General features: G+C 57.8%; 16 protein-coding genes and 1 tRNA gene. 9 read left to right on the top strand and 8 right to left on the bottom strand.

Annotation, left to right across the window (positions count from 1 at the left end):
• Positions 1 to 141 precede the first annotated feature (141 nt).
• On the bottom strand, positions 142 to 5,616 hold the full coding sequence (locus ACP7DD_RS02705; RefSeq protein WP_426173168.1) for a sacsin N-terminal ATP-binding-like domain-containing protein: 5,475 nt from the start codon (positions 5,614 to 5,616) through the stop codon (positions 142 to 144).
• Positions 5,617 to 6,042: 426 nt separating this feature from the next.
• On the opposite strand from ACP7DD_RS02705, the gene ACP7DD_RS02700 reads away from it, so the two are divergent.
• On the top strand, positions 6,043 to 6,642 hold the full coding sequence (locus tag ACP7DD_RS02700) for a recombinase family protein (protein WP_426173167.1): 600 nt from the start codon (positions 6,043 to 6,045) through the stop codon (positions 6,640 to 6,642).
• Between the two features lie 174 nt (positions 6,643 to 6,816).
• Positions 6,817 to 7,440, top strand: a complete 624-nt coding sequence (locus ACP7DD_RS02695; RefSeq protein WP_426173166.1) for a hypothetical protein — start codon at positions 6,817 to 6,819, stop codon at positions 7,438 to 7,440.
• 837 nt (positions 7,441 to 8,277) lie between these two features.
• On the opposite strand, the gene ACP7DD_RS02690 is transcribed toward ACP7DD_RS02695, so the two are convergent.
• The 4 genes from ACP7DD_RS02690 to ACP7DD_RS02675 form a co-directional block, all read right to left on the bottom strand.
• A complete protein-coding gene (locus ACP7DD_RS02690) occupies positions 8,278 to 13,245 on the bottom strand; it encodes a DEAD/DEAH box helicase (RefSeq protein ID WP_426173165.1) in 4,968 nt (1,655 codons plus the stop codon).
• A gap of 290 nt (positions 13,246 to 13,535) precedes the next feature.
• Complete coding sequence (locus ACP7DD_RS02685) at positions 13,536 to 13,910, bottom strand: hypothetical protein (RefSeq protein ID WP_426173164.1); 375 nt, start codon at positions 13,908 to 13,910, stop codon at positions 13,536 to 13,538.
• A gap of 253 nt (positions 13,911 to 14,163) precedes the next feature.
• The gene (locus ACP7DD_RS02680; protein WP_426173163.1) at positions 14,164 to 14,853 is read right to left on the bottom strand and encodes a hypothetical protein; all 690 of its coding nucleotides are present in this window, start codon (positions 14,851 to 14,853) and stop codon (positions 14,164 to 14,166) included.
• Between the two features lie 22 nt (positions 14,854 to 14,875).
• Positions 14,876 to 15,142 carry a hypothetical protein gene (locus tag ACP7DD_RS02675; protein WP_426173162.1) on the bottom strand — a complete coding sequence of 89 codons (267 nt, stop codon included), beginning with the start codon at positions 15,140 to 15,142 and terminating at the stop codon, positions 14,876 to 14,878.
• Between the two features lie 86 nt (positions 15,143 to 15,228).
• Here ACP7DD_RS02675 and ACP7DD_RS02670 point away from each other — a divergent pair, with 86 nt between their 5' ends.
• Complete coding sequence (locus ACP7DD_RS02670) at positions 15,229 to 15,555, top strand: helix-turn-helix domain-containing protein (RefSeq protein WP_426173161.1); 327 nt, start codon at positions 15,229 to 15,231, stop codon at positions 15,553 to 15,555.
• A 187-nt stretch (positions 15,556 to 15,742) separates the two neighbouring features.
• Here ACP7DD_RS02670 and ACP7DD_RS02665 read toward each other — a convergent pair.
• Positions 15,743 to 15,818 (bottom strand) — tRNA-Arg (locus ACP7DD_RS02665).
• A gap of 192 nt (positions 15,819 to 16,010) precedes the next feature.
• Here ACP7DD_RS02665 and ACP7DD_RS02660 point away from each other — a divergent pair.
• The 6 genes from ACP7DD_RS02660 (at position 16,011) to ACP7DD_RS02635 (ending at position 22,328) form a co-directional block, all read left to right on the top strand.
• Positions 16,011 to 16,889, top strand: coding sequence for a c-type cytochrome (locus tag ACP7DD_RS02660; protein WP_426173160.1), 879 nt, complete (start codon positions 16,011 to 16,013; stop codon positions 16,887 to 16,889).
• Positions 16,890 to 17,374: 485 nt separating this feature from the next.
• Positions 17,375 to 18,571 (top strand): acyltransferase family protein, encoded by a 1,197-nt coding sequence (locus ACP7DD_RS02655; RefSeq protein ID WP_426173159.1) that lies wholly within the window; start codon positions 17,375 to 17,377, stop codon positions 18,569 to 18,571.
• A gap of 283 nt (positions 18,572 to 18,854) precedes the next feature.
• Positions 18,855 to 19,148: an IS66 family insertion sequence element accessory protein TnpA gene (gene tnpA, locus ACP7DD_RS02650; protein ID WP_426173158.1), complete on the top strand. Its 294-nt coding sequence runs from the start codon at positions 18,855 to 18,857 to the stop codon at positions 19,146 to 19,148.
• Positions 19,148 to 19,504, top strand: coding sequence for an IS66 family insertion sequence element accessory protein TnpB (tnpB, locus tag ACP7DD_RS02645; protein WP_426173157.1), 357 nt, complete (start codon positions 19,148 to 19,150; stop codon positions 19,502 to 19,504). The genes tnpA and tnpB overlap by 1 nt, the downstream gene beginning before the upstream one ends.
• Before the next feature lie 67 nt (positions 19,505 to 19,571).
• On the top strand, positions 19,572 to 21,158 hold the full coding sequence (gene tnpC / locus ACP7DD_RS02640; RefSeq protein WP_426173156.1) for an IS66 family transposase: 1,587 nt from the start codon (positions 19,572 to 19,574) through the stop codon (positions 21,156 to 21,158).
• Positions 21,159 to 21,461: 303 nt separating this feature from the next.
• The gene (locus ACP7DD_RS02635; RefSeq protein ID WP_426173155.1) at positions 21,462 to 22,328 is read left to right on the top strand and encodes a glycosyltransferase; all 867 of its coding nucleotides are present in this window, start codon (positions 21,462 to 21,464) and stop codon (positions 22,326 to 22,328) included.
• Between the two features lie 50 nt (positions 22,329 to 22,378).
• Here the strand turns inward: ACP7DD_RS02635 and ACP7DD_RS02630 are convergent, their stop codons facing one another.
• Both ACP7DD_RS02630 and ACP7DD_RS02625 read right to left on the bottom strand, forming a co-directional pair.
• Positions 22,379 to 23,632 (bottom strand): hypothetical protein, encoded by a 1,254-nt coding sequence (locus tag ACP7DD_RS02630; RefSeq protein ID WP_426173154.1) that lies wholly within the window; start codon positions 23,630 to 23,632, stop codon positions 22,379 to 22,381.
• 74 nt (positions 23,633 to 23,706) lie between these two features.
• Positions 23,707 to 25,731, bottom strand: a complete 2,025-nt coding sequence (locus ACP7DD_RS02625; RefSeq protein WP_426173153.1) for a hypothetical protein — start codon at positions 25,729 to 25,731, stop codon at positions 23,707 to 23,709.
• Positions 25,732 to 25,734 lie beyond the last annotated feature (3 nt).

Below are 25,734 nucleotides of genomic sequence, written 5' to 3'. Positions count from 1 at the left end.
AAAACCCGAGCGTGACAAGGAAAGTGCCCCACGAAATCATGGTGCGCGAGCGTGCCGTCCTACCAAGCGTGTGACCAGGCACACGGTTCGTCGCGAGACGATTTTCACTTTGGGGCGCGTCGCGCGCCAAGAAGGACGGCTCTAAGCCTTCCAGTAGCGCACGCGCGCGTCAGCGTCCTCGATCCTGAAGGAGTCGGCGAATGCTGGATCGTACGGATTGGGCAGGACGACTGTGGTGGGTGATGTCGAAAGTACATTAGTCACATGCACGATCCGAAATATTTCCTTGCGCCGTCGCGATTTTGTTCCGATATCCATCGCGAGGCGGATTTCCGACGAACCCATCGTGAACGATTCGTCATTGCCAGTGGATGCTTTGACTTCGATTCGGTACTGCTTTCCCTTTATCGTGAAGGCAAAGTCGCAACCTCTGCCGTCATCGGTAAGATTCGACGGAAAGACTTTCAAGCTATTCTCGGAAACCCATGCGGACGCTGTCACTGCATCTTCACCATACGTCTTGCGAAGCAATCGGAAGACGTAAATCTCACCGGCGAGGCCTACCAGTTCCTCTACGGCTTTCGAAGGGCGCCCTTGCTTTCGGGACGTTGGCGGCGTGACCTCATTCCGATTATTACGTTTCGTTTTGCCCGGCCCGATGGAGGATGGCTTAGACAGATCTAGCTTGATGTGATCGAGATTCGTGTCCGGGTTCCGCTCGGAGAGAAAGGACCAGAGATTGTGCAAATTGTCCTCGGAACTGTCGAAAGAGTCGCCGCAAATATCTACCATGCGGCGCTTTCGCATCCACGTCGCCTTCATCGCCTCCATGCGCGCTTTGACATTCGCAAGCTCATCCATCGAGATGTTCAAGACCAAACGCAATGATGCTAAATCGCTCGATGCAACGACTGCATCTCCGAACGCCGGCAGATCCGGATACTTGACGTTTTTCAGTAATGCCATGACACGGCCTTCCGTCCACCGCGTGACGAACGCCTCGCTTGCGAGAAACGTGGAAGCGGCCGCCCGATAGCGATCGATGAAAGATTGCACTTCCTGTTCCGGACGTTCCGACATGCCTCGCACCCAGAATGCAACGTACAGCCTGTCCAATTCGAGCGCCACTGTCTCGAACAAGGCGTTGTTGTTGCGGCTGCATTCGTCGGGGTCGCAGTCCATTGCGACACCCGCCGCAGCCAACCGTTCCGTGAGCTGTTCATTCGACTCGGCATCACGAATCGCAAGAATCACCTCCTGATCGTCGAGCCAAACGTTGACAACGTTTGCGACCAGCGCCATCGCATCCGGGAATTCGACGCTCCAATGTGACTGGCTCAGGTTGGCTGCGGTGACCAGTTCGACGTATTCCTGGCGCATCTGCGCATACGTCAGCATCGCTCCGCGTCCGATAGCATGAGCGATAACTCGCTTCATCGAAGACGCAGCCTCTTCGAGCGATGCCTGAAGTTGAAGCGCCCACTGTCGATTCGACTGGACGACCAGACCTTGATCGGCCAGAAATTTGTTCCAACATGCCATCGATGCTTTGCTGCCGAAATCTTTCGATACCGTGCGGCCAAAGTCGAAGAGGTCCTGACTGTCACGAGCGGCTTGCAATACTCGAGCAACGTTCAACGATGGTATGTCGAGCTGCGCCAGCGCGGCGCTGAGTTCTTCCTCAGTGCTTGCACTCGACAGAGGTTCAACATCCGAGCCGGGACTGACTACCGCGAGAAGTATCGATACCAGCCGCGCCATATGTCCGATGTCGCCCTTGAGGTGTTCAAGAACTTCATGAACCTGCTCAGGCGTCACCATGTGCAAGGGCGCAAGAAACGAAGCAACATCGTCTGGAGCGTCGTCGATTGACGGAATGCTTCTAAGCAGGAAACGAAGAGGCAGCTCGAGGTCGTCGCGTTCCAGCGCATGAGAGAGTGCGCCACTGATCGCTTCCAGACGGGATTTGCAGCCCTCGGTAAGGATGAGCGTCTTGCGCTGCGTATCCCAAAGCGCAGTCACTGCGGTGATAGCAAGCTCGGTGTCGCCACGCGACACCGCGACGTGCAGGCTCGGCACCCAGGCCACCCGCGTCAATCTGAGCGTTTCGCTTCGTTCCTTGAACGCGGCGGAGTGGACACCTCGTCCGTGTGCCGCCAACACGAGAAGCGGGCGCAACAACCACGAGAGCTCACTTTCCGCGAAGAGCGAGGCATGCGCGCCCGTCCACGGTGATCCGTTCACCTTGGGAACGAGAGAGAGCGTTGACGTGAACTGCACTTTATCCTGGTAGGTCTCGGCGAACCAATCGCGCAGCTCTCTGGCATCGCTCACTCCGATCGCTACGACCGGGAAATCGAACTCCTCGAGCTCGGCGATGAACGCGGTGGTGTCCGGAATAAATGCTGGCTCTTGGGGCGTTGGAATGATTGCGGCCAGCAGCTTGTTTTGACGCCGTACTGGCAATCGCTTAAGAGGCTGACGCGCGTCATCGGGCCGGAAGCGCTGCCATGCGTCGCGGATCTGACCGAGCAGGACGTTGGTATCGGCCACATCGTCGCTGTCCACTGCCGCGGTAAGCGCATCCAGCAAAGCCGGATTCGACGTGTTCGAATGCGGATCCAAATTCGGCATCCCAAGCGAGCGAAGATTGTCGAGCAGCGTTGAATGTTGCGCGATCGTGCGGGCAATGCCGATCGGAAGCGCTCGTAAGTGAGCGAAGTGGCGTGCTCGTCCGGACAGCATGTCTGCCGGCACGAACCAGCGTTGTGCGGGATTCGCCCAGACAATTCCTTTTTGTTCGCGTATGGCCATCCACTTCGACGTGCGAAGAAAATATCTAAGCGGGCTTGAGACGACGAGTTTGTTCCATTCGCCTCTTCTTTTGGAAATAGCAATCTTTTCGAGCCCGGGGCCCCAACTCGGGAGGCTTTGCAAAATCAGTTCGCTGAGCGCGGTGCGCGTGAACTCCGGCATCGCTCGAGATTCGGCCATACCCGGAAAAACGAACAAGCTGCCGACCTGGTACGGCTGATTATGCCTGTAAGGCGGCCGTGTTTCCCGCTGAGCTACAGCTGCCCACTCTGCCCACGTATCGCTTGGAAATGCGCTAGGCGGGCAGGTCGGCAACTGGAAAAAAGCCTCCGATGCGTTGAATTCGCTATGCCATGTCGCCGGCTTAATTTCCAGCAATCGCAAGCCATCGAAGACACCGCCATGCTTCAACAACACCAACTCGGTAGAGTTGACTCCGGGCCAGGCGGCGTGTTCGGGTGGAAGCAGCACCCTCTTCCTTGCCTCAGCGGCCTCGAATGACTCCAGGCCATTCAAGTATGTTTGAAGCACGTCACCGACGGTCTTTGGCCAGCCTGCACCGAAACTGGCGTCTCTCATCGGGAACCAGCCACCATCGCAAGGAACGGGAATGCCTCCGAGAAGCCGTAGAGTGGCGTCGCCCCCTTTTCCCCGCGAGACGATAGTCGCCACGAGGCGTAGTGCCCACGACAGTATCTCACGGCACCTTTCGTAATGGCCCCCCTCGAGAGGCGCCGGCAACGAGGGCATAGTAAGCAGAAGGATCTCCGAGAAAATCGTCTCGACGCGAAACCGGGAAACATAGCTGCCATTACCCAGATAGGCTCGAACAGCGGTCTGCACAGCTGGCCGAGTCATGTCGTACATTTGAATTTGATCGCTCACAAAGGCGACGGAAGACCGCAGACTTTGAGGCACGTCGATAGCGTCCGCCTCATTCCCCACGTCGCTGTCGTCCTGCGTACCTTGGCGAGGCAGAAAGAAGATCTTCATGCCGCCACTTGCACGATGCAGCATGCCGTCGGTACCGAGCAGCACCTCATGCTTGGCCAGCTCCGCCTGCCCATTCGGCATGAGAGCCCCAACCTCGCGCCAGAAGACATTCCAGTCCCCACTTTGTTCGTGTATTTCTCTCGCCACCGATGCTACAGTCGCTGCGAGCCACTCGTCCGTTGGATTTGCGCCGGTTGAGAATCTGGACGCAGCCCAGGCTCTGACCTGGTCGAGCCTAGTGTCGAGGCAGCGGTGAAAAACATCGAACGTGGCATGCCTCCGTAGACAGTCTTCGGTGAGACAGGTAGTGCCACGAAGCGTTGGAACCAGGGAAGTCCGCTCCCAAGCCCGCCAGCCGCGTTCAGCGAGCGTCAGAGGCTCGCTCGTCATCGATACTGACGCCCTCGCTGCCGCCTCATCGATCAGCTCGATCCACTTTTCGCCCGCAAGGCCGGCGCCAAACGGCGCAAGAATGTCAACGATGGCGCACGCCTCGACTTCGCTTTTACCAGCTAGGCGTTCGCGAACGACCTTGACGGCCAAGTCGAGAGCGGTATCGCGCAGTTGTTCGTTGTAAGAGTCCTCGAAGTCGATCGAGGTTCGGCTCATGTCGCCGAAGAAGGGCGCGTTGATATGGGCTGCACTACCCGTATGAACCCGGGTCGGCAAATAGATGCTATATCTTCCTGCCTCTGGCGTAGCCCCGAAACGCACGGCCACGGAAACTGAAATGTCCTGAATCTCAGGCCAACGTCCTGGAAGCGCTGCGACTGCTTTGCGAAATTTTTCAGAAGCGGAGCTAACATGCAGGTCGTGTTTCCATACGCCGTATTCAGCGTCTTCCGCATTGCTGGATTGGATCACGACACGCTCGCCGTTTAGGTCTCGATCGAGCGATTCGGCATGACGCGCAAAGGTGGATCCGCTGCTTCCATTCCCGATTTTCAGGATCGACAACTTCTCCAAAAAGAGAACCGTTGTTATGCCTAACTCATTCATGCGCTCCAGCACGTACGAACGGAGTGCGTCGGATTTGAGAGGCAAGCGAATGACGGTCGAAAAGCCGTCTGATTCGAATTGAGCTACGCGGGAGCTCGCCCTATTTGTTAGCGGGATCGGCAGGAGGTAAGGGGACAGAAATTTGGTCTCGCCGGACAGCCAACCTTTTTCCTTGCTCCTGACCTTCGCGCGAAACTTGGTAAGCATCTCTTTCGACCAGCTTTCGACGAGCGGTTGCCCGGTGACAGACCACTCCGGCACGTTTGCGGTATTCGCAAGCAGGTTGACTGGAAGATCAAGTGACTTTACAACGTCGGGCCGGAAGGCGAAGCAATATCCATCGAAGGTCGTGCTTTTCGGGGAGTGCCGGGAGTATACCTCTGGACTACTGGATATCTCCAAGACGCTTCGAAATCCGATGCCCTTGTTGCCGATATTTTTCTGTGGGTCCTTATCGCTTTGACCTAGTTGCGACAGGCGGTCGAAGTTTGATTGCGAGAATGGTAGCCCGTCGTTTGCCACGAGCAGGGATCCGTAAGGAGAATCGGTGGGGTCAAAGACGACCTCGATTCGATTTATAATTTCCTTCGTTGGGGCCTCGAAAGCGTCATGGGCGTTCTGGATCAGTTCGATCAGAAAGCGACCATGATATTGATGCTCAACTTGCTGAGTGAGACTGTGAAGGCTTCGATAGTTAGAGGTTCCCTCCGCAACTTCAGTGAGAAACACCCGAACTTTGGCGCCGGTCATCTGCGTTATGTGTGCCAACGGCGGGCTCAATGAACTCTCGTGCTCAACCTCAAGAAACATGTGAACCTCCTTTGTTTGATTTGTTCTCTTCGCTCTGACACTTATACAGACGTAGACGCATGTTCTTGACTGTCGTGTGCCCCTTAAAATATGCAAAAACCGAGATGCCGCGGCAACGCAGTTAAGGCTTTCTCTTTCATCGGCAGCGCGTATTGACACTTTGCGCGACCTTCGGGATTTGGGGCGCTACTGCAGTGCTTGAAGATGATACTGCCAAAAACATCACTTTGTAGAATTGTCACTGCGAAATTGACAGCGCTGCATGCGCTGAACTGCAGATAAGCCAAGTCGGCTCCCGTCAGAAAACGACCGTTTTTCAACACTCATCAACAGTTCGCTATCCGCGCGTTGAAAAAATAGCCTTTACATATATCAACATGTTGATTTATATTGATTCCGTTTTCCAACATCTAATCGGGGCGAATCATGGCGGTTTTTGGGTACGGACGAGTTTCAACGGCTGAGCAAACGGCCGACAATCAACGGCTTGAAATTGAGCGAGCGGGCTACTCGGTCGAATATTGGTATGCGGATACCATTAGCGGCAAGGCCCATGCCGCCCAGCGCAAACACTTCGGCGAAATGTTGGCAAAGTTGAGAAAGAAGGACACGGTGGTGGTGTCCAAGCTCGACCGCCTCGGCCGTGACGCACCTGATGTCCTGGCCACGATTAAGGCTCTGGCGTCACTTGATGTGGAGGTCGTCGTCCTCCAACTCGGCAAGCTCGATCTCACGTCCCCGGCGGGCAAGCTAATGCTGGCCATGTTGGCTGCGGTGGCGGAGATGGAACGCGATCTGATTGTAGAGAGAACCCAAGCGGGACTGGCGCGAGCCAAGGCGGAAGGAAAGACGCTCGGCAGGCCCACCAAAACAACGCCTGAGCAGCGCAAGGCGATGGCGCACGGGTATGCGAGCAAGCAGAGCGTTAGCGCCTTGGCGAAGCTCTACGGCGTTTCCCGCGCGACCGTGCTTACCATTGTGAAACCGACTCGGGTAGCTGCCACGGAGCCCGCCCTGCCTCGATAGGCTATTCTTCCGATGCGTAGCGGAATCGATTCTCAACTGATATTCGCAAACTCCAAAGGGCCCTAATGGTTTCGCCGGCTTGCGCCGCCGATCCATACAAAAAGTGAGTTAACGGTCGAGTTAACAGGAAATTTGCTGCGATACTACGCACTCCGTTTCTTCCGAAAGCTACTTATGATGTATGCATCTGTACAGGTTGGCGGCCGCAACTACGGCGGTTACTTTTTCACGAAAGCAAGCATGAGCGTCGAGTACACCAATGTACCTAGCGCGTGGCGATACGCAAATAAGCCAGAATTTCTGCGGGCGTTTATGGTGGAGGAATGGGTTGGCAGGTCATTCGATTTTTCTATCGCGGTCAAGAGGACGATGCACGCTGACGACTTCATCGGCGCATCCGAATTAGTGGCGCCCGGATCGACAATCACTGAGGAAATGGCCGTGAAAATCGGTGAAAACGCATTTGCGATCGCTCCTGAGTCCTTGGGGTTTCAAGTCATGAGGGAGTTTGAAGAATGGTGGGCCAGCAAGGGGCAGCACAGGTTCATTAACAGTGACCCGAGTGGGCCTATGGTCGGGGTCCGCATCACGGACCTGGGCATATCTGCGCAACAAGGTGGAGAGATCCAATTGACGCCTCAAGCGGCAGAGTGGCTCGGATTGCAATTACTAAAATACGCGCGCGGGCAAGGCGCTGTTGACGGGCAAGCAAAGGCCCGATTCCCATCTTCTGTGGCAAGCACGGTCGGGACGTCAACTGCCTCAAAAGGGGGGGGGCTGAGGGTAGTGCGATCGTAGACTAAACCACATCGTCGCGAGACTTGGCAAAAGGAAAACTTCAAATTGCCGTCCTCTCTGCCTTTGCACACGACGACGCAAGCGCAATGCAACGCTGATCGCTCCCCAGCTCAATTAATTTTTTTGTCGACGAGCTCGGACTTCGGCGGTCAATGAGAGGCCCCCGGGGGGGGAGCGAAAGTCCACCCGGCCTACCTTGGTAGGTAATCAGTCACGCCGTCAAAGCTCGACGTGGTACACAAAAAGTCAAAAATTTTTTTCGGCGCCGTCATAGCCCGAATTCGGCGGTGACGTCCAACCATCATCAATCAGAAACCGTAGTGCGGCCTTTGCTTGTATGTCTATAGCAACGCCAACTTGGTATGGCGTGCCTCGGCCCACCGCAGATTCTTACTTGCCTTGACCTCTGATTGCCCATGGGGCGTCACCGCTTTTAACACTTCGACTGCCTCATCAAGTCGCCCCAATTGCCGCAACAGCTCGCAGCGCTTGGTCGGTCATTCTCGACCAGTTCCAATAGCCGTAGAATGTTGGTGCGCACCTCGGCCGGCGCCACGCCGGGCATCCCGTGCACTTACTTTTCCGGGTTTGTCGGTTCGGAGCCTGAAATCACCTCTTTCTCACGGCATCGCCGTGCAAGTTCACGCGGTACCTTTAATCGCAATTGCGGCGGTACGGCTTTCTGCTCAAGAACCGAAGTTGACATCAATGCTCGTTTAAGGTTGTCAGCGGCTTTGGCGCAGCATGCGCGTCGAACGGAAGACTGGCATCAACGGCTCGGTGCCGCCGGGGATAGCGCGATGTCCTCCGGTTCACGTCAATTCGTTTTTTTATACATCATGCCGCCACTTTCGACACTTCTAATGCTACTTGCGCTTTGCCGTCAGCCAGCACTAGTGCGGGCAGCCCGCGAACTATTTTCATCGTTTCCAAGCTGACCGTGACTACCCGCAGGAACAGTTCGAGCGGATACTTCGGGTCGTTCACGGTGTCATCGGCCCAGTCGTTGGCATCGTTGACAATTCCGCTGTCACCGTCGGCTTTAACGCACTGGCGCTCCACCACCCAGTCGAGCGCCGGCTTCCCGTTGACCACATATTCGTATGCCTCGAGCGGGATCCCGGTGACGGTTATCTTGCTGTTGTAATGCAAGGTGGTCAGGTCCTTTTCCTTACCTTCCCTGCCGTACTTCATCTTCGTGACCCGGTGGTCCTCTGGCTGGTTTGGTCCGACGACCTTCGCCGGATAGGGCGTCACCGATTCGTAGTTCAAGTGAAGCTCGGCGAGGTCCCGGCCTGCCTTGCTGTAGGCCCAGAAATCGGCCGGCCGCTTCACAAGCGGAATCCGCGGCAGTTCCTTGGCAAGATTGTCGGCGTAGCGCGAACGGTACTCCAGCGAGTGCAGCATGCCGTAGGTGTAGTAGAACACATCCTCCTTGCCGATCTTCTCTTCCGGGTAGGCCTGCTGGAAATGGGCCAGACCCTCTTCGGTCACCGCATCACGCCGCTGCCGGCTAGCGGCCGGAGCCTCCTCAAACAGCGCGCCCTGGAAGGTGGCAGGCTCGCTGTCCGCCGCATCCTCGTAAACGTAAAGAGGAAAGCATTGCGAACCGTCGATGTCGACCATATGAAGGCTCGGCACGGTGTCGGTTATCAAAGCACTGAAGGCGACCTTGTCTCCCTTGCCGGAGACGCAGATGACGCGGTTCAGCGCGCCGGCGTCTGGGAACAGAGCCGGCATCAAGTACACCCTCTCGTTGAAGCGACGATTGTAGTACAGCCACTGCTTGGTGAAAGGGCGATAGAGGCTCGGCGTCAGGCAAGTGGGGTCGAACGAGAATTCCCGCTCCTTCCTCAACGCCTGTTTCAAGGCGAGGGTCCAACTGATCCTTGTCGGGTCGGTGTTCACAAAACCGTCGACGTGCGCATCGCGGGCCTTCTTGTCAAGTCCGGCACAGGCGGCCTTGAAACGCGCGACCTCGGCGTTGTAGAAGCCGATCATGCGCGTCATGTTGGCCGCGACCGCCTCCTTGGAGGCGTTGTAACACCATGCATCACGCTGGGTCTTCACTCCACTGGAATAATTGGCGAACAGCTTGAGAGGCGCGGAGCCGTCCTTGCCCCCCATCGCAACAAAATCGGTAAAACTGTTATCTCGCTGCCTGAGCCAGTCGCCGTGCTCATCGGGGACAATGACCTGCCAGCCGCCGGCGGTCGAGATGCCGTTAATGCTGACAAAGCCGCTGATTTTGTCCAGCTTGTCGTCACGGCTCAGGTAGTCGCCAATGTCATGGATAAAGATACGACCTTGTTCAGCTGAATTCGGGTTCTTCACCAGCAGCGAGATCGCAATTGGCGCCCGGCTTCCACTACCAAAGATCTTACCCGCTTCCCTGCGGGACTGCTCCCCCGAGGTACGCTGATCGCCACGCAGATGGAACACGTACACGCTGGAAAACTCTTCCGCCAGGCACTGGCGCAGGCCGTCCGTCGTGTTGGCGTCGACGAATCCCGCATTGGTCACGAAGCCGATCACGCCGCTGTCGCCGATGCGGTCAGATGCCCAGCGGATGGCACGGATGTAGCTATCGTAGAGCGAGTTCTTGTTGGTTGCTTTCGACCGTTCGCCGTAGGTGCTGCGGATCCGATCGTCCAGATGGGGGTACGCAACGTTTTGGTTGTTGGCGTTGGCGTCACCTTGCCCGACCGAGTACGGGGGATTGCCGATGATCACCCGAATGTCTAGCTTCCTCTGGCGGCTGCGGCGCTCGCTGTTCTGCTCAAGCTGCGAGCTGACCAGGTCGTCCTTCTCGTACATCTGGAACGTGTCGGTCAGGCAGATACCGTCGAACGGCGTGTAGTCGTCGCCGCCGACCAGGCCATGGTAGACGGACTCGATGTTGATGGCCGCGATGTAGTACGCCAAAAGCACCAGCTCGTTCGCGTGGATCTGGCCTTGATACTTCTTTCTGATCTGCTCGGGTGTCATCAGTCCAGACTGCAGCAGCCGCGTGATGAAAGTGCCCGTTCCGGTGAACGGATCGAGGATATGGACTTCGTCGCTGCCCAGGGTCTGCTTGAATTCCGCCTTTAACACGTCATTGACGCTGTGGATGATGAAGTCGACGACCTCGACCGGCGTGTAGACGATGCCCAGCTTTTCGCGTAGCCGGGGGAACGCCTTGGAGAAGAACTTGTCGTACAGCTCTACCACGATCTTCTGCTTGCCCTCCGCGTTGTCGATACCCTCGGCGCGCAGCTTTACGCTGTCATAAAACTTCTGGAGCGTGTCGGCCTCCTTGTGCAGGTTGTGCTCCTGCAAGACGTCGAGCACGTCCTGCATCGCTCTGGACATCGGGTTGTGGCTGGCGAAGCTGTGTTCGCTGAAGAGCGAGTCGAACACCGGCTTGGTGATCAGATGCTGGGCTAGCATCTCGATGATGTCGGGATCGCTGATGCTGTCATTCAGATCATCACGCAGCTTGTTGGCGAAACCGTCGAACGCCGCGCGCTCGCGTGCGTTCGACGGATTTTCCAAGATCGTTTCAATGCGCGCGATGTGCGTCTTGGCGATTTTGGCGATATCGACGGCCCAGTCCTCCCAGTGCGAGCGATTGCCGCACTTCTGGACTACCTTGGCATAGATGGCGCGCTCAATCTCGCCGATCTCGAATTCCAGGCCCATCTGCTTTTCCGCGTCGCCCTTACCTGTCGACCTACCCAGCGTGCCGACGTGCTTCGTGCCGCGCCCCGCTACCATTTTCGCCCTGCCATCTTTATTGACCTTACGGGCGATCTTGTCGCTCACCGCAATGACCTCCATGCGCTGGATGTCCGCGCCGTTCAAATCGAGCTTGTTGATCATCGCATCGAAGCGGTCGTCATGCGAGCGCAGCGCCTGGAGTACCTGCCAGACCACCTTGTATGTCTTGTTGTCGCTCAGCGCAGCGTCCGGCTCCATCCCGGATGGAATGACGACCGGCAGCACAATGTACCCGCGCCGTTTTCCCGGCGCCAGTCGCATGACGCGCCCGACGGCCTGCACGACGTCGACCTGGGAGTTGCGCGGCGTCAGGAACAACACAGCGTCCAGCGACGGGACGTCCACCCCTTCAGAGAGGCAGCGCACGTTGCTCAAGATGCGGCACGTATTGTCGGGGATGTCGGCCTTGAGCCAGTTGAGGCGGTCTTCTTTCTCCGACGCTGACATGCCGCCGTCGACATGCATGGCATCGCAGCCGAGGGTCGCAGCTGCACCGTCATCCTCGTCGCTGTTCGCCTTGTACTCCTCGACAATCGCCTTGAACATGTCGGCAATCTTCTTGGAGCTAATCTTGTGGGTCTTGCCACCGGCACCTTGATACTCGATGACCTGACAAAACGCTACCGCCCGTTTCATCGGCGTCTCGTCATCCGCCAGGTCGTCATGGGTATCCTGTTTGCTCAAGGCTTTCCAGCATCCGATGATCTTTGCCGCGTCCTCAACCTTGACCTGATTGTCGCCGTCCGAGAGCAGCTTCTGGATCCGGCTGCTGACGTGCTTTTCGTCCATGGCCAGCACGACGACCTTGTAGTCGACCAGCAGGCCCGCCTTGACGGCCTCATTGAACGTGATGACGAACAGTTCCTTCCCATATAGGGCCGGATCGTCCATCGAGCAAAGAACGACGTTGTTCTGGTCCGCTGTGGCGCGCGCGGTCTCGCCATAAATGCGCGGCGTGGCCGTCATGTAGAGGCGTTTGGCACCTCGAACATAGGCTGCATCGTGGACTCGGACGAACGAGCTTTCGTCCTCGTCATCGAAGGTCTGGCCTGTGGTGCGATGGGCTTCGTCGCAGACGATTAGGTCGAATGGGGGCAGGCCATGCTCATGCTGGGCTTGATGCACCACGTCAATCGAGTGGTAGGTGCTGAACACCACGCTCATATGCTCGGCGTCGTGGCGGGCAGACATTGCGTGCGCCAGTCGGTCCGGTTCGGTCGTGGCAGGGTAACGCAGCTCATGCGCAAAGGTCTGCACGACGTCGTCGTCCTTCTTGCGCTTCTTGCCGACATCGGTGTCGGAACAAACGGCGAAACTGTGCAGAGCGATATCCGACTCTTGCGTCCATTCAGTCAAGGTCTGGGACAACAGGGACAAGCTCGGAACCAAAAACAGCACCCGTTTCCCTTGCCCTGCCAGCTGCTGCGCAATCTTGAGGCTGGTCAGCGTCTTGCCGGTGCCGCACGCCATGATCATCTTGCCGCGTTCGGCCGTCGCCAGCCCCTGGTCGACGGCGTTTAGCGCACGCACTTGGTGGTCGCGCAGGACCTTCTTAGTCTTGAGCTGCACCGCCGCTCGGGGCTGGTAGACCGACCAGTCGATCTGGCTCGACTCTAGCGCCGACAGGTCAATCTTGATGCAGGGTGGCTGCTGGTCCTGCAACGCATCGTTCGCGTGCTCGTTCCAGTTGCTGGTCGTCGTGACGATTACGCGGAGACTAAAGGGCTTCTTGCCCGATGCGGTGAAAAAGCTATCCAGGTCGCCCTTGCTGACGCGATAGTCCTCCGCGTAAAACTTACACTGGATGGCGTGGAATTCGTCGGTGGCCGCCGTTTTGGCTACGAGGTCGATACCGACGTCGCGGCCATCCAACCCCTGTAGCTTGGCCCACTGCGCGTAGGTCCAGACATGACTATAAAGGTCACGGTAGGTCGCCTCATTCCGCAGGTAGGCCACGATCAGCTCTTCAAAGTAGGTGCCTTTCTCGCGCTCGCTGACCGCCCCGTCCCGAAAGGAAGCGAGAAGATTTGACAGGCTGGACATGCGGATGGTTTCCTTTTTTATACACGAGCGAATCAAAACGCCCGAGGTCATCGACAACGGTTGGGCGATACTTTACCTTACCGCGAGGAAATCCTCCCGAAAATAGTAGTGAAACCACGGTCGGCCCGCGACACTGGAAGGGCGGCACGCCCAACGCAGATGAAGGGGATCGCCGATCATTTGGACCAGAGGCGACTGAAGGCCAGCGAGCGGCTCGCTGGTGCCGATGTCTGAGTACGATGAAGGTTGGTGCCGAGTCTGCCACTGAACACAATTGGAGCCGCCGGTCATTAGGGCAACTCCAGCGAACCTCGATCACCGACGCCGTCGATGTCCGCCGCCCACATCTCGCGGGTCGAGATGTCTGAATATCCTCGCTCGGCAGCCTGCCGCGCGTAGTGGTCATTAGCGCCCCGTAATGACACGTTGAAGCGCATTCCACAGAGACCGCCTGGATAAATGCAGTGGCCCGATGTTGACCACCTGGGCTTGGTCAAGTCGGGGTCGTTGCGGTCGTTCAAGGCCCCGCTACAGTGCTCGCGCGGGCACATGTAGCAGCCGGCTGCATGGTGCTCGCATACTTTGCGCGGCTGCTGGCGGACGGGCTGTTTGAACACGTTGAGCGAGACCCAGCGTTTTAGCGATACGAACAGCGATACGGTCATTGAAAACTCCAACATCAAATCAAAGGCAGTCGCCCTAACAGCGGGTCGCGTCAGGCTGCGCAATGCGCCCATCATACCGCTCCGATGCAGGGAATATTTGCAGGTTTTCCGCGGGTCCTTATGATCATCCAGTGCTCCAATGCGATGCCACATGCGCAAAGGTCGCAAACAGCCCTACGAGACCACCGACGGTTCGGCTGGGCAAGCGCGGAATGCTCGAAATCGCTTAGCTCTTTGCCGTGCGGCCGCCGCCTTAGCCGGCGATCATTTGCCACGGTTTTCTCCAGCCGGAGTCTAAATAGCTGAAGACGGTCGTTTCGCTTACGAATATCCCTCTTCTTTGCGTGTTTTCCAACATCGTGATCAGCTGCAGATTCGCGTGCACATGAAGCCCGCAGACTAGAGGGTGGTACAGAGGAATGATGTGATCAACCACCCAGTTGCCGGCCGCACTTCGGCGGTCACGCTCGTCGTAAAGTGCTTTGATCAAATTTAAGTCTGCCCATGGCGGAGTCGCGCGGCGCACCATGCGATGATTTGGTAGCCTCTCGTAAAATTGAGTGGTGAAGTAGCGTAATCGCCTGTATGACGTGCCCCAAGTCACAGGCTCGCCATCCATATGGTCAGGCAACCTCAGCAGAACCGTAAGTGGCAGCCTGGGCAGGAAAAACCTGACAGTATCGTTCGGGATTCTCGTACCAACTACCCGCTTATATTCGAGTGTGTCGTTCTGTGGATCGCCCTCAAGCAAGAGGGCGGCCACAAACGCCGGGTCGTCGGTTTGGGCGGCAATATGCTGAACGAGTTCGCACGCGCGGCAGGCGCGGCTGGCGACGGTTCGGTAGTCCACATGCTTGAACCGGCACGGTTTGCCAGTGAAATAAGCTGTCTGGCCCCGCTCCTGCGCTTCTTTGCGAGAAAGAAGGGGTATCTCCCGCGTCATCCGGCTGCCCAAACCGTTCAGACTACACGCAGGTGAACTGGAGCGTCGTCTGCGGGAACTGGCCCAATGAACGCGGCGTGTCGCTCTCCTTCGTTACCTGCATCGTTTTGCCCTGACCCGAGCAGAAAGCGCCGGCCTCTTTAAAGGCCGCGGCTTTGATGGCGCCGAGGGATGCGGCAGGGCCGTTGTCCTCGCGAGCGATCATGTAAGCGTCTTTGCCCATTGAGACCACGCCGGTCGTGGAGGCACAGCCTGTCAAGAACAATGCTACAAGATAGAGTTTTTTCAATTGGCGCACCGGGTGAAAGTTGATAAGAATACCAATTCTACGATTAACGTAGAGAAATATACAAGGCAATCTACGATTATCGATGGATGCCGCTTCGCCCCTCGCAGAACCCATCCACGTTTTCCCGCCGCCTCCGCGAGGTCAGGCTGCGTTCGGACCTGCCGCAGGACAAGCTGGGCGTTCTTGCGGGCTTGGAGGAGTCATCCGCGAGCGCCCGGATGAGTCGGTATGAAAACGGGGTGCACGAGCCGCCACACAGGTTCGTCGAGGCACTGGCAAAGGTGCTGGGGGTGCCCGCAGCGTATTTCTACTGCGGTGACGACCGGCTGGCCGAGATCATGTTGGCGTATTCCGACATGCCTGAGATTCAACGGCAAGCCCTGCGACAGCGCGCGGCCGAGTTGCTTCGATAGCCGCCAATCCGCTCGGCTGGGGGAAAAACCCAAAAAACGCACTGAATGACGGATCGATAATGCCGTTTTATGGATGAGTGTTGAGCAAAAAACCCTACACAGCCCCTACACGACATAAATTCGACGGTGAGCATAGAACAAGCGCCAAAAAGTTTCTCGTGCAAGTTATTGATTTGATGCGATATTTTGGTGCGGCTGGCGGGGATCGAACCCACGACCCTTGGCTTCGGAGGCCAATACTCTATCCACTGAGCTACAGCCGCGTAGGGGAATATCTGAAGAGATGCGAAGGATACAGTTTTTCCGTCTCGCCGTCCATGGAAAGTGTCGCGCGAAGGGCAATTTCCGTTCCAAAACAGGGGCATTGGGTCTATAATCGCGGGTTTGGCGAGTGTTTGTATATCTCAAACAAACCACTCCGGCCGGGCAGATTTCAAAATTGTATTAAGGACATCATGAGCGACGCACACAACGAACACCACGAATCCGCCATCCGTACTCCGAAGCAGCTCGTCGCTGCCGTGGCCGGCTTCTTCCTGGTCACCGTCATCGGCATCATTTTGCTGGTGTCTTTTGTGACCACCACCAAGCTGACCGGCGCCGGCACCGAGAGCCAGAGCGCGGAAGCGATTGCCGCGCGCGTACGTCCGGTAGCAGAAGAAGGTTTCACGTTGAAAGACGTCAACGCGCCGAAGGTACTGCAGACGGCAGAAGCGGTCTACACCGCCATTTGCGCCGCATGCCACACCAGCGGCGCTGCCGGCGCTCCTAAGCTCGGCGACGCCGGCGGCTGGGCCCCACGCATCGCGCAGGGCTACGACACGCTGGTCAAGCACGCTATCGAAGGTATCCGCGCGATGCCTGCCAAAGGCGGCAACCCCGACCTCGACGACGTTGAAGTTGCCCGTGCAGTTGTCTATATGGCCAACCAGGCCGGCGCCAAGTTCAAGGAGCCGGCCGTGCCAGCACCGGCCGCAGCGGCGCCAGCCGCGGCACCAGCCGCCGACGCGCCTGTGGCAGCAGCTCCTGCTGCAGCCGCGCCGGCAGCGCCGGCGCCAGCCGCCGCAACGCCGAAACTTGCTGCCGACGCGGGCAAGAACGTCTACAACGCCTCATGCGTGGCTTGCCACGGCGCGGGGATCGCCGGCGCGCCGAAGTTCGGCGACAAGGCAGCATGGGCGCCACGCGTCAAGCAAGGCGACGCAGTCCTGTACGAGCACGCTATCAAGGGCTTCCAGGGCAAGGCCGGCATGATGCCTCCGAAGGGCGGCTCGACCGCCTCGGACGACGAAGTCAAGGCAGCAGTCGACTACATGGCCGCCGCAGTGAAATAAGTCGTTCGTTCGACGAAAAAAACCGCTCGGTCGCACGAGCGGTTTTTTTTCGTCCATGGCGCCGGGTTCGGCGGGGACGCCGCTCGTCAGGCAGTGATCGCGACAGCCTGCCGGGCGGGTTTTTCGATGTCGGCGCTAAACAAGACGTGTTCTCGAGGTACTTTTCGAACGGGTTCGACACACCAACAGCACGGGCCAAGCCCTTTGAGAACTCGCGTGATTCGGATGTAGCTAAGGACGTGACGTTGGCCGATTTTGGCGGTGATCATCGCAGCACAGGTCGTCCCGCATGGTCACCGTGACAGCCGCTAGTAAGTGGTCAAATTTTTTGGTAGGTTTCGCCATTGGTGGCACTTTACAGCAAAGGCCTTCTACTGCTTTGAGAACGCCCGCCTTGCAATTTCGCAACAGTATTAGTTTATCCTAAGTACGAAGAGGTATTGCCAAGTAAAATCGGACACGTAAATTATGCCATCCACAAGCTGATGAAAAACATTGAAGTCAAAAAGTTTGCTTCGTTACAAATTCTTCGCGCTGTTGCGGCCTGGACGGTTGTGTACCATCACGTCGTTCAACTGTACTTCCGCGGTCAAACCCACAGCAGCATCGAGACGTTGTTCGCCAAATACGGAGACCTTGGTGTAGATATCTTCTTTGTGCTGAGCGGCTTTGTAATGCATTTTGCAGCCACTAAAACGAAGAAAGCAGCAGGATCGTTCCTTATCGATCGCATCTTCCGTATCGCGCCGGTATATTGGTTCTATTCTTTTTTACTTATCGCATGCATGCTATTTTTTCCGCAGGCCTTCGCTTTCACCGACTACACCGCAAAAACTCTAGCTTCATCGTTGCTGTTTATCCCGCACTTGAATCCGAGTGGCCTCGGACTTTACCCGGTGCTAACCGTCGGTTGGACGCTCAATTTTGAAATGTTTTTCTATGTGTCGCTGGCACTATGTATGGCAATCACGGCCAAACGTTTTTTTACTTTACTGTGTATCGTCTTTCTCGTTTTGCCGATAGTCTATCCTTCAACGATGGTCTATGGAAGCATCGCTTCCAGCTTCATGCTTTACGAGTTTCTCGCGGGGTTCTGTTTGGCTTTGGCATGGACCAGCCGTACCGGCGAACGCTTTTTGACGAAGCATCATAGACTTGCTATGCTTCTTGGAGTGAGCGCGGTGGTCGGAGGTGCATGGTTTCTCATTTTCAAGCATATCAAACTCCCTATTGCGGTCTCAGCCGTTGCTCTCGCCCTCCTTTGCGAACGTTTTCTCGATGTGAAATCTGCCTGGGTGGGGAAAATCGTCAGACTCGGCGACGAATCGTATTCCACTTATCTGGCGCACGTAATCGTCATTGGAATTGCGATTCATCTCGCGGGGAAGGAACTAATCGGGCTTCGGCAAGGCGCCATGATATTGGCGATTACTGTTGCGGTATGGGCGGTGTCCAGGCTCAGCTACCATGGCGTCGAAAGGAACGTCCGTCTCGAGCACATTCGACGGCGCATTCTTGGACGTATGCCCGGGCCAACCAGCGGGAATCCGACAACGGTCGCGCCTGTGGTTCCGGTTCTGACGTTACCTTCGTCCTGCATAGAAACGGTGGAACCTGACGTCCTTCGTGCAGTGCCCGTCATCCACACGCCGTTACAGCCACAAAATATAGGCGTTGATTGATTGCCGCATGCGATTGCGCGATTTCGATCTGTAGTCGAGACAGTCCGACAAAAGGCAAGTGGGTCACGGGGAAGGACGCCCATCCATTTGCTGGCGGTAATTGCCGGCTGGTTGCGGGTCGCAGTGCTTAAAGTAGGAGTGCAATATATGCAAGTTTTTCACCATCGGCAAGCCGAATTGTGCAAAACATCCCACGAAAGGTAAGCGGGAATTTCACCCCACCCTCCAATCGTGAGGTAGGCGTTCCAAAATTGCGGCTTCATCAATCACTGAAGCCAACTCAATGCGCAATGAATCAACGAGACAAGCCTGGATAGTCCGGCTGCAGGAGCAAGCTAATTCTGAACTTGGCATCCGGCCCTGGTGTGTTCGCGAAGGGGTAACGGAGGCCAGCTTTCACTACTGGCGCAAGCGGCTGGCGGCGCCGTCCACAGCCACCAGGCTCATTGCGCTGCCGATGGTGGCGGGGCACCCGGAACCGATGCTGGAATTGCGCACCCCGCACGGCTACGTCATCCGCCTTTCACACCACGAGCAGGTGCGCTGGCTCGGCGGCGTGCTCGAGGCGCTGCGCTGATGTGGGGCACGCCGCAGGGCGTGGTGTACCTGGCCACCGGCCACCATGACATGCGCAAATCGATCAATGGCCTGGCACTGGTGGTGGCCGACACGTTGGGACTCGATCCGACGGGCGCCCACTGGTTCGTCTTTTGCAATCGTGGCCGCGACAGGCTCAAGATCCTGCACTGGGACACGAACGGCTTCTGGCTGCATTGCCGGCGTCTCGAACAGGGCAAATTTCATTGGCCCAAGGACGGCGAGGACGCGCAGGCGCTGGCGGTGACGGCGCGTCAACTGCGCTGGTTGATCGATGGCTTGAACTGGCAGAACGCCATTGCCCACCAGCCGATGGCGCCGCGCGCGATGTACTGAAAAATAATTTCAACAACATGCAAATGATGTAAACCTAAAACGCAAATCGTTTTGGTAAAGTTACTGCATGCACCTAACCGACCTTCTTGCCACCCTGCCGCCCGAGCTTCGCGACTACGTTCGTGAACTGGAGACGCGGGCGACGGCACTGGAGATGCAGGCCGCGACGCTGGAGATGCAGGCGTCTGCCTTACAGGCGCGCAACCAATTTTTGGAAGAGCAGTTCCGGCTGGCGCAGCTCAAGCGCTTCGCGCCGTCGAGCGAGAAATTCGGCGCCCAGGGCTGCCTGTTCAACGAGGCCGAGCAGGACGTGGCCACGCTCGCCCCGGATGCCGGGGAAGAAGCCGACGAGGGGCCAAAGAGCGTTGGCAAAAAGCGTGACCGCAAGCCTTTGCCAGCGCATTTGCGGCGTCAGCGTGTCGAACACGATTTGCCGGAGTCCGAGAAAGTGTGCCGCTGCTGCCAGGGCGCCTTGCATCGCATGGGCGAGGACATCAGCGAGCAGCTCGACATCGTCCCGGCCACGGTGCAGGTGCTGCAGCATGTACGTTTTAAATATGCTTGCCGCCAGTGCGACCGCCACGGCGAATCGAGCCAGATCATCACCAGCCCGATGCCGCCGCAGCCCATGCCCGGCAGTATCGCCAGCCCGGCGACGGTGGCCACGGTGCTCACCGCCAAGTACGCCGATGGCCTGCCCATGTATCGCCTGCACGAGGTCTTGCTGCGCGGCGAGGTGGACGTGGCACGCACTACGCTGTCGCAATGGGCCATCAAGTCGGGCCTGCTGTTCGCGCCGCTGTACCAGGCCATGCGCCAGATCCTGCTGGCCTGCCCGGTGATTCACGGCGATGAAACCACGGTGCAGGTGCTCAAGGAAGACGGCCGCCGTGCGCAAAACCAGTCCTATATGTGGGTCTACCGCACGGCGATCGACAGCGAGCAGCCAATTGTGCTGTTCGAGTACCGGCCCGGTCGCGGCCATGAACATCCCGAGCGCTTCTTGGCAGGCTTCGAGGGGGCGGTCATGACCGATGGCTACGCCGCCTGGCGCATGCTCAAGGGCATAAAGCACCTCGGTTGCATGGCGCATGCGCGACGCTACTTCGATGAGGCACTCAAGGCGCAGAAAAATCCGTCGGGCAGGGCCAGGGAGGCGCTGCGATTCATCGCCAAGCTGTATCACATCGAAAAACTGGCCCGAGGCAAACCGCCTGATGGCATGACGGTGATCGAACACGCCTATCGGTTGCGGCAGGTGCTCAGTCGTCCCATATTGGACAACCTGCATGCATGGCTTGTAAAAAACAAGAGCGCGGTCATGCCGCAATCGCTGATCGGCAAAGCCATCAACTATGCGCTCGGGCAGTGGCGCTACTTGTACCGCTATATCGACGACGGCCGGTTCGCCATCGATAATAATTTGATCGAGCGCGATATCCGGCCGTTTACGACCGGACGCAAGGCATGGCTGTTCTCAAATTCCGTCGCCGGCGCCGATGCCAGCGCCGTCATCTATAGCCTGATGCTGACCTGCCGCGCGTGCGACGTCGAGCCGTATGCTTACTTGCGCCATGTCTTGACCGAACTGCCACGCAGGCAACCAGGCGACGACGTGACGGACCTGCTGCCCTTCACCTTCAACAAAAACTAGGCTGGCTGCCTGCTAACCACTGACCGGGATGGGGGAGCGGTGGGGTAAATCTCCCGCTTACCACGAAAGCGGGATACCGAGAGCGTGCTGGCGTTCTTTTGATCGTGGACGTGGTAATCGAGTTTGCGCTGTTGGCGCCGCTCAGCTCGGTGTCGTATATTCAATTTTGGATCGAGGCGAGCGCGATCACGCTGTGCAGACCATGCTTTCTCTTCTACCTCGTGACGAAGTCAGGGGCGACCTGTACTATTCGACAAGACGGCACTAATCAACTATCAAAATTTGAATAAGAATTTTATCAATATGAGCATTACCACTATCGTCGCCACCTTGTGCGATCCATTCAGGCGCGATTTCTTGCTGCGTGCCATAGAATCCATCCATCAGGCATCCGAACGTCCGGTGAGAATATTGGTGGTGGTAAATGGGCAAAGCTTCGACAAGGACCTGCTCGCTCTTTTGACGGAGCGTGAGGATATCGAGGTAGTACAGATCGCCGAAGGGTCGCTGACGAAGGCGCATATCGCCGGAAGGCGACTGGTGGACACCGAGTTCTTCTCCTTTCTCGATGACGATGATGAATATTTGCCAGGGGCGCTAGATTTACGGCTCGGCTTGATCGAAACGCGCAACGGAGCAGATGTGGTGGTGACGAACGGATTTGCGTGCAGGGCAGGCGAGGATCGACTGATGTACACCCGAATGGCGGGTGTTGACGCGCAACCGTTGAACGAGTTGTTTGAGGAGAATTGGCTTAACAGCGGTAACCACTTGTTTCGTACTGCCAGCGTGCCGTCGAGATATTTTGAGGATCCGCATCCCTATATGGAGTGGACTTGGCTTGCTTTTCGGATGGCGTTTGAGGGCAAGAAGATCGTCGGCACCGACGTGCCAACTTTTCGAATCAACGACACGCCGGGCTCATTGAGCAAATCGGTGACTTTCATCAGTAGCAACATCTCGCTGTACCGGCGCATGCTGGCCCTGAAACCGCAACGTAAAATCGTCAGCGTCATTGGCAAGCGGCTGTGCAATGCGTGGCACGACGTTTCTGTCTTCGAGCTTTCGGCCGGCAATCGGGCGAAGGCGGTAAGCGCGCATATTCGCAGCTTGACCAGTCACCCTAGCGGGTTGAGGTTTTTGTCGTACACCAGGCGCTTGTTGGGGTAAGCGTTGCCGTCATGTCTGGTCTTTTCAGATAGGGACGGGCAGCACATAGGCTAGTTCAGCTTAATGACCTGCGGTTTGCGATTCTGGGCTGTGCCGTACACGAAGGCCTGCAGCGATACTACCCAGCGGAATTTAGACCAGACGCCGTTACGTGCCACTTGAAGGCTCGCCTGGCCGTTCGCGTCCTTCGGCCAGTGCTGCACCGCGACGGTGCTCCAAGTCCAGCTGCCGGTAGCCGGATGGGTCGCCGGCGGGGTCAGCTTGACGATGACTGGCGGGGACACCGACTGGTCGATGCCGACGACGCATCGCAGTTCGTCTACCCATTGCAGGCCCAACATATCCGGCATATGGAATGTGTTGATCGAGCCGTCATAGCCGTTGGTGAGGGAAGGCACCGGGCCGAGCGTGGTGCTGTGGGTCACGGTTCCGCTGTTAAGGTCGCGCAGATGCATACTACGCGGACCGCTGCGTGAGGCGTAGCCGCCATCGATGGTGATCAGTAGGTTCAGCGAAGGACAAATTACCATTGTGCCGCTTGCCAGATTCCCGCCCAGTGCTGGATATTGCCGGATTTCCCCAGTCTTACTGATAAACAGCGTGTATTCAACACTGCCGTTAACGGCGGCCCACCAGCCCTGCCGCACGTCGTCCATCACGGTGATCGGGTAGTTTCCGCCGCCTGACGCCCGGCTAAAACGAATTTGCGAAGGATCTGCGTTTTGCGGCTGCACCGTCTTCATCTGGGTGTAACCGTAGGTCAGCACCGACACGTCTAGAACGTTGATCTTGTTCGGCAAGACGCTGCCGGCCCAAAAAAACGAAGCGAGCGATCCGCGCTTGCCGCCGCCCCATGCGGCCGGTAGTTCCTGCAGGCCAAGATAGGTGTGCGGAGTATATGGCGTACCATCCGGTGCAAGGCCGTTGGACTGGTCGAACACATCGCTCGGATTGGCTTTAAGAGGAATGTTGGCACTGCTCCATAACATCGTTGAAAAATCGCAGATTAGGGAAAACTGCATATTCGGCAGTCCTATGGCCGCTTCATGCCCACCTGAGTAGTAAACCTGCGCCCCGAGAGGACTGTAGTCGCGCAAAATGGCGCTGCCGCCCCACATCACAAAAGGGCTGTCAGCGCCAAAGTAGTCGCCTTTGAAGATGGCGGGCGTCACATCCTGCGGGTTGTTCCGCATAGGCACGTCGGCGAAATAACCTGCTGGGGGTACCCATTCAGGCAATGTACCTGGCACCCGCGGCTGCGCGATCACCACGCTAAATACATTGGAATCGATTTTTTGCGCCATATGAGTGGTCGCCTTTCTTGAATTTGTATGGCAAGAGGTGACAGCTTACAACCAAGCGCTTCAGTCCCGTCGCCTTATTGGTTGCGCGGAATTACACTCCATACCGGCAATTCACTCCAGCGCCCGGTCATTTCCGACCAGTTCGGTGCGCCGCGCATGCGTGCATATGCAGCCGCGGCGCCCGGCACCTTGTGCTGGACGGCATAGGCGATAGCGGGCTGCAGATTTCCCCAGTAGCTGGTCGAGTCCGGAAAATTGCCGCCGGAAAGCGCGCCGTCGACGCCGGGATTAGGCGCTTTCAGCGTGGCGGCATAAATCTCGCCCCAGTTCTTATGCCATGGACCGGTGCCGCCGAGGAAATCGGACGACTCCGATGGAGCCACCGCGATCGTATATTGGGCCGCATGGCGATACAGGTAGTCGGTCGGGGCGGTGCCACCAAGGCGGCCGATTGCGCTTTGCGCCTTCCACGCAAAGAAGGTGGCAAGCTTGCCGACGCTCGCTTGCGGCATGGCCGGCTCGAGGTCGATTGCGTAGCCGATCGCTGCGGTAAAGAAGTCCTGCATCCAGGCCGCTTCCGAAAAGAAGCCGCCACCGGTGGTGTAGTTGGAATAAGGCGCGATAAAGCCGAATGGATTGTTCGGCTGCGATATATAAGTGGCGTAGTAATAATCGGTGTTGGCCGCCATCGATGCCGCAAACTCGGCGCGCAACGCAGTGTCGCTGTCGGGCGTGACGCACGCCGCCTGCGCTAGCGTGCGGATGGCCCATGCCGCGCCGCGCGTCGTGTTGGCTCCGGCGTTCGACAGGAATACGCCGCTGGAGAACTTGCGAGGCACGTCGGTGTTCTTTAGGTAATTGACGGTGGCGCTGAACTGCACTTCTTCCATGAAATAGAAGCGGCCGGTCAATAGGTAGGCAGTAAAGCCGATCGACGGGTGATGGGGGCTGTCCCATACCGGCGGCGCGGTGCCTTGTGCGGCCGGGGTGAAGGTGTTTTTGCTCGACGCGCCCGTGTTCGCGATGCCCGTGCTCGGGGAGCCGGACGTGACCAAGTTCGGATAGCTAGAAAAACGCAGCGGGCGCTGGGTAGTTTCGTCGCGGTAGTGAATGCCGAAGCGACCCGCGCCGTAAGCGTTGGCAATAACGCCGGCATAAGCGCGCGCGTTGTTGCTCACCAAATACAGCACGTCCCATTCAGGCAGCAGGCCGATGGCAGGCTGGAAACCGGCATTGCCCATGGCACTGGCGTAATTACCGCGCTGTAAAGGCGTATAACTCTGCGCCAAGGTGGACCAGACGCCGGCGCTGGCCGGCACGGAGGCGCCGTAAGCGGGTACCATGCGGGTTGCCTGCAGGTAGGCCTTGTCGTGGTTCGGAACGATTTGCGGGTCGGCTCCCAGCCAGTGGCTGAAGTGGGCGCCGGTGATCAGGACGCTGCGGCAATGATTCGGCAGGTCGAAGGCGGCGCGGAAACGTTCGGTGCCGCCCAGCGAGAAGCTGTACTCGGCGTTCTTGCTGGTTGGCGCGGCCACATTCAGGTAGCCGTTTTCGATCCACGGCAGGATTTCGACGGCGCCGCCGGCAAATAAGCGCACTTCCAGCCAGGCGGTCAGGTGCGGATCGCCGCCGACGGCCTTGCGATATACCCAAGAACTCATCTGCGGGCCGCTGATCCAGTTCTGAAATGGCGCGTCCCAGTCGACGCCGGACCAGGCTGCACTACCGAAGGCGCCGGCGCCAATGGAGGCGGTGACGCCGGTGGCGCGCAAATCGGCGGTGCTCAGGGCAGGGCCGTCGGCAGTGGCTCCGACGCCGAGCTTGATCGTGCGAGGGGCGCCGGCGACCAGGTCGGCGCGTCCGGAAATCGTGGCGAACTTCAGCGAGCCGTCGGGCCACCAATTCTTGCCGGTGACCTGAAGGGTCGGAATGCTTCCGGCTACCTTGGCGCCAGCAGGCACATCGCCCTTTCTGAAAGCGAATCCGACCGCGAACGGCAGGTTGGGGCCGCCCAGCGCCGAGGTCAGGTCGAACGAGGTCACCAACGCCGGCGTCGGCACGATCTGGATCGAAAAAAGATTGGAGGAGATTTGAGCCACGGC

Origin of the sequence: Massilia sp. TWR1-2-2 (assembly GCF_049897565.1) — a bacterium.
Taxonomy (GTDB): Bacteria; Pseudomonadota; Gammaproteobacteria; order Burkholderiales; family Burkholderiaceae_D; genus JAFCUW01.
Note: the sequence above shows the minus strand (reverse complement) of the source record. Positions and strands in the feature narration are given on the sequence as shown.

Bases quoted from the DNA above. Each gene is read 5' to 3' on its own strand.
- ACP7DD_RS02705 (WP_426173168.1), bottom strand. From the start codon at position 5,616: ATGTTTCTTGAGGTTGAGCACGAGAGTTCATTGAGCCCGCCGTTGGCA.
- ACP7DD_RS02700 (WP_426173167.1), top strand. From the start codon at position 6,043: ATGGCGGTTTTTGGGTACGGACGAGTTTCAACGGCTGAGCAAACGGCC.
- ACP7DD_RS02695 (WP_426173166.1), top strand. From the start codon at position 6,817: ATGATGTATGCATCTGTACAGGTTGGCGGCCGCAACTACGGCGGTTAC.
- ACP7DD_RS02690 (WP_426173165.1), bottom strand. From the start codon at position 13,245: ATGTCCAGCCTGTCAAATCTTCTCGCTTCCTTTCGGGACGGGGCGGTC.
- ACP7DD_RS02685 (WP_426173164.1), bottom strand. From the start codon at position 13,910: ATGACCGTATCGCTGTTCGTATCGCTAAAACGCTGGGTCTCGCTCAAC.
- ACP7DD_RS02680 (WP_426173163.1), bottom strand. From the start codon at position 14,853: ATGACGCGGGAGATACCCCTTCTTTCTCGCAAAGAAGCGCAGGAGCGG.
- ACP7DD_RS02670 (WP_426173161.1), top strand. From the start codon at position 15,229: ATGCCGCTTCGCCCCTCGCAGAACCCATCCACGTTTTCCCGCCGCCTC.
- ACP7DD_RS02660 (WP_426173160.1), top strand. From the start codon at position 16,011: ATGAGCGACGCACACAACGAACACCACGAATCCGCCATCCGTACTCCG.
- ACP7DD_RS02655 (WP_426173159.1), top strand. From the start codon at position 17,375: ATGAAAAACATTGAAGTCAAAAAGTTTGCTTCGTTACAAATTCTTCGC.
- tnpA (WP_426173158.1), top strand. From the start codon at position 18,855: ATGCGCAATGAATCAACGAGACAAGCCTGGATAGTCCGGCTGCAGGAG.
- tnpB (WP_426173157.1), top strand. From the start codon at position 19,148: ATGTGGGGCACGCCGCAGGGCGTGGTGTACCTGGCCACCGGCCACCAT.
- tnpC (WP_426173156.1), top strand. From the start codon at position 19,572: ATGCACCTAACCGACCTTCTTGCCACCCTGCCGCCCGAGCTTCGCGAC.
- ACP7DD_RS02635 (WP_426173155.1), top strand. From the start codon at position 21,462: ATGAGCATTACCACTATCGTCGCCACCTTGTGCGATCCATTCAGGCGC.
- ACP7DD_RS02630 (WP_426173154.1), bottom strand. From the start codon at position 23,632: ATGGCGCAAAAAATCGATTCCAATGTATTTAGCGTGGTGATCGCGCAG.